General features: G+C 56.6%; 10 protein-coding genes. 2 read left to right on the forward strand and 8 right to left on the reverse strand.

The features are described 5' to 3' along the window. Window positions 1-177 precede the first annotated feature (177 nt). On the forward strand, window positions 178-1,866 hold the full coding sequence (locus tag AC2FFF_RS19625; RefSeq protein WP_282022494.1) for an adenylate/guanylate cyclase domain-containing protein: 1,689 nt from the start codon (window positions 178-180) through the stop codon (window positions 1,864-1,866). Window positions 1,867-1,937: 71 nt separating this feature from the next. On the opposite strand, the gene AC2FFF_RS19630 is transcribed toward AC2FFF_RS19625, so the two are convergent. The 7 genes from AC2FFF_RS19630 to AC2FFF_RS19660 all read right to left on the reverse strand — a co-directional run bounded on the left by AC2FFF_RS19630 (window position 1,938) and on the right by AC2FFF_RS19660 (window position 6,156). Then, entirely contained in the window at window positions 1,938-2,351 is a 414-nt protein-coding gene (locus tag AC2FFF_RS19630) for a cupin domain-containing protein (RefSeq protein WP_271952414.1), read from the reverse strand. A gap of 335 nt (window positions 2,352-2,686) precedes the next feature. Then, entirely contained in the window at window positions 2,687-3,160 is a 474-nt protein-coding gene (locus tag AC2FFF_RS19635; RefSeq protein WP_010443838.1) for a GNAT family N-acetyltransferase, read from the reverse strand. 76 nt (window positions 3,161-3,236) lie between these two features. After that, the gene (locus AC2FFF_RS19640; RefSeq protein WP_281973981.1) at window positions 3,237-3,608 is read right to left on the reverse strand and encodes a VOC family protein; all 372 of its coding nucleotides are present in this window, start codon (window positions 3,606-3,608) and stop codon (window positions 3,237-3,239) included. Between the two features lie 48 nt (window positions 3,609-3,656). Further along, window positions 3,657-4,313 carry a methyltransferase domain-containing protein gene (locus tag AC2FFF_RS19645; protein ID WP_171329870.1) on the reverse strand — a complete coding sequence of 219 codons (657 nt, stop codon included), beginning with the start codon at window positions 4,311-4,313 and terminating at the stop codon, window positions 3,657-3,659. A gap of 13 nt (window positions 4,314-4,326) precedes the next feature. After that, on the reverse strand, window positions 4,327-4,782 hold the full coding sequence (locus AC2FFF_RS19650) for a DUF6326 family protein (protein WP_281973982.1): 456 nt from the start codon (window positions 4,780-4,782) through the stop codon (window positions 4,327-4,329). A 62-nt stretch (window positions 4,783-4,844) separates the two neighbouring features. Continuing rightward, on the reverse strand, window positions 4,845-5,501 hold the full coding sequence (locus AC2FFF_RS19655; protein WP_010443832.1) for a DUF2306 domain-containing protein: 657 nt from the start codon (window positions 5,499-5,501) through the stop codon (window positions 4,845-4,847). Window positions 5,502-5,535: 34 nt separating this feature from the next. Next, window positions 5,536-6,156, reverse strand: coding sequence for a class I SAM-dependent DNA methyltransferase (locus AC2FFF_RS19660; RefSeq protein ID WP_281973983.1), 621 nt, complete (start codon window positions 6,154-6,156; stop codon window positions 5,536-5,538). A 189-nt stretch (window positions 6,157-6,345) separates the two neighbouring features. On the opposite strand from AC2FFF_RS19660, the gene AC2FFF_RS19665 reads away from it, so the two are divergent. Further along, the gene (locus tag AC2FFF_RS19665) at window positions 6,346-7,260 is read left to right on the forward strand and encodes a LysR family transcriptional regulator (protein ID WP_171329874.1); all 915 of its coding nucleotides are present in this window, start codon (window positions 6,346-6,348) and stop codon (window positions 7,258-7,260) included. Between the two features lie 210 nt (window positions 7,261-7,470). Here the strand turns inward: AC2FFF_RS19665 and AC2FFF_RS19670 are convergent, their stop codons facing one another. Further along, complete coding sequence (locus tag AC2FFF_RS19670; RefSeq protein ID WP_496883081.1) at window positions 7,471-8,103, reverse strand: tyrosine-type recombinase/integrase; 633 nt, start codon at window positions 8,101-8,103, stop codon at window positions 7,471-7,473. Window positions 8,104-8,278 lie beyond the last annotated feature (175 nt).

The following is an 8,278-nucleotide window of genomic DNA, read 5'->3' on the forward strand; positions in this document are numbered from 1 at the left end:
CCAAAGGTATTCCTCTCGGCCATCGCTCTCGCTGCTACAGTCCTATTCTGGCTGTAAATCAATGAGTCTGGAGCCTACGGCTTTTCAAAATCTGACGAATGGGCTGACAGAAGCAACCCACCGAGCTAACTTCATTGCAAAGAGGAGGGGTGAATGGGAAGACGTCTCACGACGGTATTGGCCGCCGACATTGTGGGCTATTCCGCGCTGATGGATCAGGACCGTACTGGCACAGTCGCTGCATTAAAGACCTTCCGCGAGGACACGTTTCTCCCGATCGTGGAAGATACCAATGGTTCACTGATTAAAAGCATGGGCGACGGCTGGATCGTCGAGTTTCAATCACCATCTGAAGCAGCAGCTTGCGCGATCGCAGTTCAGTCCGCCCACAAACCTGACCACATCAAACTGCGCATCGGGGTTCACACAGGGGAAGTGGTATCTGACGGCGATGACATTTTCGGTGACGGCATCAATGTTGCCGCGCGTCTGGAGGCTCTCGCGAAGCCGGGACAAGTGCTCTTTTCAGATACGTCTCATAACAGCCTTGACCGTAGCGATGCGGGATTATTCGACGGCGGAGACCAAACCGAACTGAAAAACATCACGCGCCATGTTGGAATCTGGTGTTGGCCAAAGGGTACGAAAGCCAATCTCGCGATCAAAGCGGATGTGAGGCCGGGAATCGCTGTGCTCCCATTCGACAATATGTCGGGTGATCCGGAGCAGGAATTCTTTGCCGATGGCATCACGGAAGACATCATAACTGAGCTATCGCGGTTTCGTTGGTTGATGGTCGTCGCACGAAACTCTTCTTTTACTTATAAGGGGAAAAGCACGGACATCCGCGACGTGGGCCGCGACCTAGGGGTTCGGTATGTACTGGAAGGCTCCGTTCGGCGTTCCGGGCAGCGCGTCCGCATCACGGGACAGCTCATAGATACCGAAAATGGCAGCCATTTGTGGGCGGACCGCTTTGACGGTGTGCTCGACGACATCTTTGATCTTCAAGATCAAGTCACCGAAGACGTAGTTACAGCTATTGAACCATCGGTGCGGCACGCTGAAACAAATCGTGCGCGTGCAAAACCCACCAAGGACTTACAGGCATACGAGCTCTACCTCCGAGCATTATCACATTTCCACTTGCTGACTGACCAAGACAACATAGAGGCAATACGACTGACAAAACTGGCTTTGGATCGAGATCCGGAATACGCCTCCGCAGCGGGCTTGCTAGCATGGCTTCATATCCAACGTCTTGTGCAAGGTTTGGAACCTGTAGATCAGGGACCCAAGTCAGCTGTCGCGGCCGCAGAGCAGGTGCTGCGGAGTGATCGCGCGGACGGCATTGCAAAGGCTTATGCCGCACATTCGATCTCTATGCTGGCACATGACCTGTCCCGCGCGCGGACAGCCTTTAAGGAAGCATTGTCGGAAAATCCCAACGCGGCGACGGTCCACATGCTCGCCGCTGCAAATCTTTATTTGCTGAATCGCCCTGACAAGGCGCTGGAACATGCAGTCCGGTCTGTCGAACTCAGCCCGGGTGATCCATTGCGGCACGCCGCTTTCATGGGACAGGGTGCCGCCTTGTTTCACTTGGGACGTTATGAGGAAGCCGCGCAGGCCTGTCGCGAAGCCTTGTCTGTGCGTGCAACCTTCCTGATGAGCCACCTGATGCTGATTGCCTCGCTTGCTGAGCTCGATGACATAGATGCGGCAAAAACAGCGGCTGTCAAATTGAACGAAATCGCTCCGAATGCGGCTTCGATAACCGAGACAACACGTTTACCATTATTCTCTATTCCAACCTGCGCTGATCGCTGGCGCAGCGGGTGGAAAAAAGCAGGGTTGCAAGTGTGAAGGCAAACGGCACCCCCCCGGTTCCGACAACCATGCATTCGGTAAAGGATGTTTCGCCTTTGTCTTGAAAATCAGTCGCTGACCAAAACTCTGCCTGGCTGGCCCTCCTCATGGACACGGAACACCAAAATGGTTGCCCCTTCGTCCCCTGAGCGAGCGGTGTGCACTTTCTTCAACGGAACGACGCCTACGTCACCTGAAAAAGCTTCTTGTTCGCCTTCGCCGTCTAGGATGAGGGTGACGCTGCCCTGCAGAATGTAGGCAAATTCTTCACCGGGATGCCAATGCATTGGTAAAGTGAGGTTTGGTGGTAGGGCAACATGGCTCACGACAACCTCCAAGCCCTCAGTGCTTTTGAGCGACTCGGTTAGCAAGTCCTGAATAAGCGGTTTTTGCAAAGCCGCTGGATCCCGCACATCGTGCGACATAGCCGCTGCGGCACCAGTCACGACAATCAAAAAAGCAAATATGATTGGTTTCCACATCTAATCCCCTCCTACTTTTAGAAGATGATGGCATTGGGACCTTTTCGAAATCAATGCTGGTGTGCACGCGGTTAACTGCGGCGTTCCAAATTGTTGTGTCAAAGGCTGTTCCAGGGTCCGCAAAGTTCGCGGAGCGTTTCTTAGTGGACGGTGCGGCGAGTGGCGGCTTAGTCCGCATTCCCGTCATAACCTAAGACACCGATATGCTCCTGCAGCGAAGGTCTGGAAAGCGGGCTGCAAACGCGGCATTTCGACCCTCGGTCTAGTGACCGGTTTGGGCCGCGAGTTACAACACACTCTGGAGCTGGCGATGTACCAGAAATCGGACAATGCTGTCACTCTGTCGCAAGTTGAAATTTGAGGAAGGTCGCCCCGTCATAGTCGACTTCGCCAACCCGCCAAGCACCAAGTCTGTCGAGTGCCCGCAGGTTCGTGCGTGACGGTGGTAAAAGGAAGGTCACATACGGGATGCGTTCATCGGAAATTGCAAAGTCGATCGCCTTTCGCGAGATGCGCGGCCCGAGGCCAAACGTGTCGGGCCGCAAGACCAGTCCGAAATCCCACTCGGCTCCTTCTTTTTGAAATCCACCCCAGCCGACATATCGGTCATCGGACAAGAATGCCCAATGTCCAAGTCCGTCACGGTGCCAACACTCTTCCTTTTTGGCGACAAACCGCGCCACTGTCTCGGCATTCCAAGTAAATCTCAGAAGCGGCATATGCTCGGCGACACGAGGGTCGGACATGTGCGCTAAGATTTCGGTTGGGTCGATTTCCGACAATCGGACGAATTTTATTTCAGATCTCATTGCGGCGTCTTTCGATGTGCTCGTCTCTCATTGTCCGCTGGACACGATATTTCAACAGCCAACTCTTTGCCTGCTGTCACGCTGGGACATACGCATTCAGTTTGTTGCCATCCAGATCCCGGAAATACCCTCCGTAGAAACCATGATCTCCGCGTGTGCCGGGGGGTCCCTCATCTGTTCCGCCAAGTTCGAGGCACTTGGCGTGAAGCGTATCGACGGCTTTTCTGTTGGTCATTTTCAAAGCGACCATCACCCCGTTTCCAACGCTTGCCGGTGCCCCATTGAATGGACAAGCAAGGCATAACGCAGGCTCGGCCCTTGAGCGGCCCCATGCGGCCATATCGCCGTGTTTCCAAAGACGGTTTGCGCCCACGCTCGAAAACAAGGCGTCGTAGAATTTCAGCGCGGCCTCGAAGTTGTTGGTTCCGAGGGTAACATATCCGATCATGCTTGATCTCCGTAATTCTGTGGTCGTCATTTTCAACTCTAAGCCCAGCTACAAAGACCCCTGGGTTGCTGCGCCAGACCGCCTAGCAAGCAGGGTCGAGGCCGGACCATGGCTCGGAATTGCCCGCACTTCAAAATTTTCGAAACGCTCGATTGCCTGCATCAATCGGGAGCGGGACATAAATCGGCCGGTCCCGCGAAACAAAAGCGCCTGGCGCATGAGGCTGCCGGCAAGACCACGGGCAGGCTCATCCGCGCAGAACGCGAGACAAAGCGCGCCGCCGGCTCGAACAACCCTGCAAAGCTCACTCAAAGCCAGATGGGGATCGGGGACGGTTTCCAAAGCCCAAGCACACGTCACAAGATCGAACGTGCCATCTTCAAACGGCAGGGACTCCAACCGTCCTTGTATCTTCGGCACAGGAATGTCGGCGCAGCGTGCAAGCATCGCTGCGGACGGGTCGAGAAGGGTCATCAAATTCGGCGGCATGCCCTCGGCGATCAGTCTACGTGCCAGGTTGCCGGTGCCGCAGCCAGCATCCAAAAGCCTCGAATTCGGCGTCGCAAGTGCACGCACCAGACCTTCCAGGGCGGCCTGCGCCTCGCCGCCTGCATGACGCAGCCAGCGATGATGAAGTTTATCGTAGCGAGGTGCGAGCTTGTCATAAAGATCAAACGCATCGTCTAAAGGCGTTTCTTCCAACATCTATTTGGTCCTATTATTCATTCATCGTGTCCGCGGTGCGCGCACGTTTTTTCGGAGAACTTGCGTCGGATTGCGGCGCGGTGTGTTCGTTCTCGGGCCACGTCCATGCGGTCCAGAGAATTGCGATTAGAGCCACGATCTCGATGACGAGGTGGAAGGTGTCATCCATGTCGGTGGGGGTCGAGGAAAGGAGCGTACCGGTTGTGACGATCGCTGCAAGAAAGGTGACAGGGCGACCAATCCTGCGGGTTAGCAGGAGCGAAAAGAGCACCATCGCAATCGGCACTTGGACGAGGAAACCGCCCAAAAGCATCAGCCCTTCGGTGATCTCGATGCCGTTGTAATGGCCTGTCAGCAGCATCTCGATATGGGACGCGAGGACAAACTGGTGAATATCGCGAAAGATGATGTTGAGCAGTATGAACAGCCACAGGGCCGACAGAAGAATACGGGGATCGAGCCGTCTCATTTTGGTGTCTTCTTTCTGTGTTTCTGGAGTTTGCCGGTATCAGGTCGAGAGCACGACCGGGTTCAGATCACCGCGCCGGATGTGCGCGTTGCAAAGGCGCGGCGGATAAGGAGTTCCGCAATCGCAAGGTTGATGGCCCACGCCCCAACCATCAGGAGGTCTCGCGAAAACCCCTGCAGTTCGGTGTCAAAGAGGGCCATTGCGACCAGAAAGAGCGCGGTTTGCGTTGAGGCCCCTTGGCCGATGGCATAGGCGCGCAGCATCGCGGCGCGGTGCGCGGCGACGTTTCGCGACCGGATCGCGACGATGGCCCATGCGATGAGGGTGACCATCGCGAGGCCGAGCGTGACCCTTGCCCCGTAAAGTACTGGTCCCTGCAGGGCATCGGGAAATGCGTAGAACACGGTCATCCAGAGCCCGGTTAGTGCGCTGATGCATCCCGCTGCCGCCACAATCCGCCCGAGGGTCCTGTGCAGGGCCGAGCGGTAGCGCCTCAGGCTCGGCAGGAATTGCACAGCCCCCACAAGGCAGAAAACTGAACTGCCGAGGATATGCAATGTGATCGGGAGGGGATCGAACACCGCACGCGGGTTCGGCGGGATGATCGCCCGAGCGCCGAGAAGTTCCGGAAGCCGGACCAGCCCTACGACTGCCGGAATGAAAGAGTAGAGGAACACGAGGGCAAGGAACGCCCACTCGCGACGGCTGATAAAGTGCATGCTTCGGTCTCTCAGAATAAGGCGTCGGTCTGCCTCAGGCGGGCTTGCGCGCGACGATAAAGGGGCTCAGTCGGTTCTTTCCGAAGTACCGCGTCTGCTCGATTTCGAACCCGGCGCGGATCAGGTGTCGGGTCAATTCAGCGCGACTCAAGATGATCACATTAGGCGCGATCCGCGCGGCCATGAGCACGCGAACCATGGCTCGCATCCAGCGCGGCGCGTCCTTCAGGCAAACCGTCTTTGATATGAAGTGACCGCCGGGCTTCATTTGGTGGAATGCTGAATCCAGCACGGTGGGTATGTCATCCACCAGATGAAGCAGGCTGAACGCGCAAATGACCTCGAACGGTTGGCCAGGAATGTATTGCGCCGCCTCCGCCTGAAGAAATTCTGGTTTTCCCGCGGCATCGCCACCTGATCGTGACCGGGCGATCCGGATCATCTCGGCAGAGAGGTCGGTTGCGGTCACATGAGCGACGACAGGCGCGATCTTCCTGGCCGTGCCGCCTGTGCCGCAGCCGATTTCAAGAACGCGATCGGTCGATCGAAGAAGCGCAGTGACGCATTCCAGCTTTTCTTCGTAGGCGGTGACATCGGCAATAGGCTTCTTGGCGTACTTGGGCGCATGCCGGTCCCAGAAGGCTTGGGCAGTCATGTCGGTTTCCTTTGCGTGTTGCACTTCAGGTTTGAAGCAGCGCGGATGCGCCAGTCGTAAGAAACTGCGGAATGCATTGTGTCGCTTTCGATTGCAGAGACCGGGCCGATCTCGTTTCGCAGCCGGTATCATCCATGCGCTCATAAAAGGTCGATTGCTTAAATTCGTCCACCTGCTATACGCTCATGAATGAACTGGCAGGCCGTTTCCTTCGATTGGAACCAGGTACGCGCCTTCCTCGCGACAGCGGAGGAAGGCTCGTTCAGCGGCGCGGCGCGCGTGCTGAAGACAACGCAGCCGACGATAGGACGGCAGATCGGTGCGTTGGAGGAGGCACTTGGCGTCACGTTGGTAGAACGCAGCGTCCGTGGTCTTACCTTGACGGAAGCAGGGCGCGACCTGATTGATCACATGCGCACGATGGGCGAGGCTGCGACTCTCATCTCGATGGTGGCCGACGGTAAATCTCAGGATGTCACCGGAGAGGTCACGGTCACGGGAACGGACCTCTTGTCAGCAGCGATCCTGCCGGGCGTGCTCAAGCCGTTGAGACAGATGGCGCCGGGCATCCGCGTCCGCATTCTCGCGTCGAGTGAGATGCAGAATTTGACGCAGCGCGAGGCAGACATCGCGATACGCCACGTCCGCCCAGATCAGCCGGACCTGATCGCACGGCACTTGGGCGACTTTCGCGCCACTCTCTATGCCGCGACCGACTATCTCGATCGTGCAAGCCGCCCACGGACACCGCGCGATGTGGCTGCACTCGATTTCGTCGGCAATGCCGACCCCGAGAGGCTAATGGCCCCACTGCACAACATGGGCGTGCCCGTTCGCGCAGAGAGCTTCGTGATGTCGAGCGAGAGCGGTGTCGTCGCATGGGAATTGGTGAAAGCGGGCTACGGCGTCTCTATGCAGCCCGAAACGTTGGGCGAGGCTGAATCTGGCATAGAGAAGGTCTTGCCGGATTTCCCTTCGCTTGAGTTTCCAATCTGGCTGGTCACCCATCGGGAGTTACAGACCAGCCGTCGTATCCGGATCGTATTCGACCTGCTGGCCCGGGGTCTGTCAGACGTTGCGAAGCGCCGAAGTGGTGGCGATTAACAGGTGCAAAAGCGCCGAACCCGGAGCAAGTAAGGTCGCGTGGCAATAGTTGAAGCTGCGCTTGCACGAGTTCGTTTTGTCCGATGAGTGTACGTTAATGTTGGAAATGCTGCGCAATCGATCAACTTCCGCTTTGGGGAAGCTGCATCGCAGCGACGTCTGTCGCTATAGAGGGCAGCTTTGGGCCGTCCTTTCGAACGGCCCTTTAGTCTAGATTTCAATGGCTTCGGCAATGGCCAATGCATCCTCAAGTTCGACACCAAGGTATCGGACCGTGCTGTCCATCTTCGTGTGACCGAGTAGGAGCTGAACAGCTCGGAGGTTGCCTGTCTTCTTGTAGATCTGCGTGACTTTAGTTCTCCGCATTGAATGGGTGCCATACGCGCTCGCCTCAAGACCGATCGATGTGACCCAATCTCGGACGATCCGTGCATATTGGCGGGTCGAATTGTGCAGGCGCTCATGAAAGCGCCCGGGCCAAAGGTACTCGGAACCGACCATCAGCTCGTCCTCCATCCACTTTTCGACAGACGCGCGCATTCCTTCGGATATCTCGAAGCGCACAGGTTTTTGCGTCTTGCTTTGAAGGACTGAGGCTCGTTCTTTGATTTGGCCTGAAGCCATGACATCGACCACTTTCATCTTCACCAGATCACAGCCGCGGAGCTTGCTGTCGATCGCCATGTTGAACAGGGCGAGATCGCGGCGGTTCTCGGCCAATTCAAGTCGAACCCGTATCGCCCAGACGTGTTTTGGTTTCAGTGGTCGCTTCTGGCCGACGATACGCCCTTTGTTCCAGGCAGGGCGAAGTGCGCGAATGGCTGGTAGGTTTGGTGTTTCCATGACTGATCCTCCGATCCGCCATGCCCTCCCAAAACGACAACCCGACGTTGACCGGAGCATTTTATCACGACACGCTGCGCTGCCTCCGAGGTCCGCTCTGAGCTGATTTCGTTGAAAAAGTCGTTGATTTCGGCAGGCTTGTTTGAGGTATCGGTTTGATTTCGTTCAGATGTCT

Source organism: Ruegeria sp. YTSA226, from assembly GCF_059609905.1.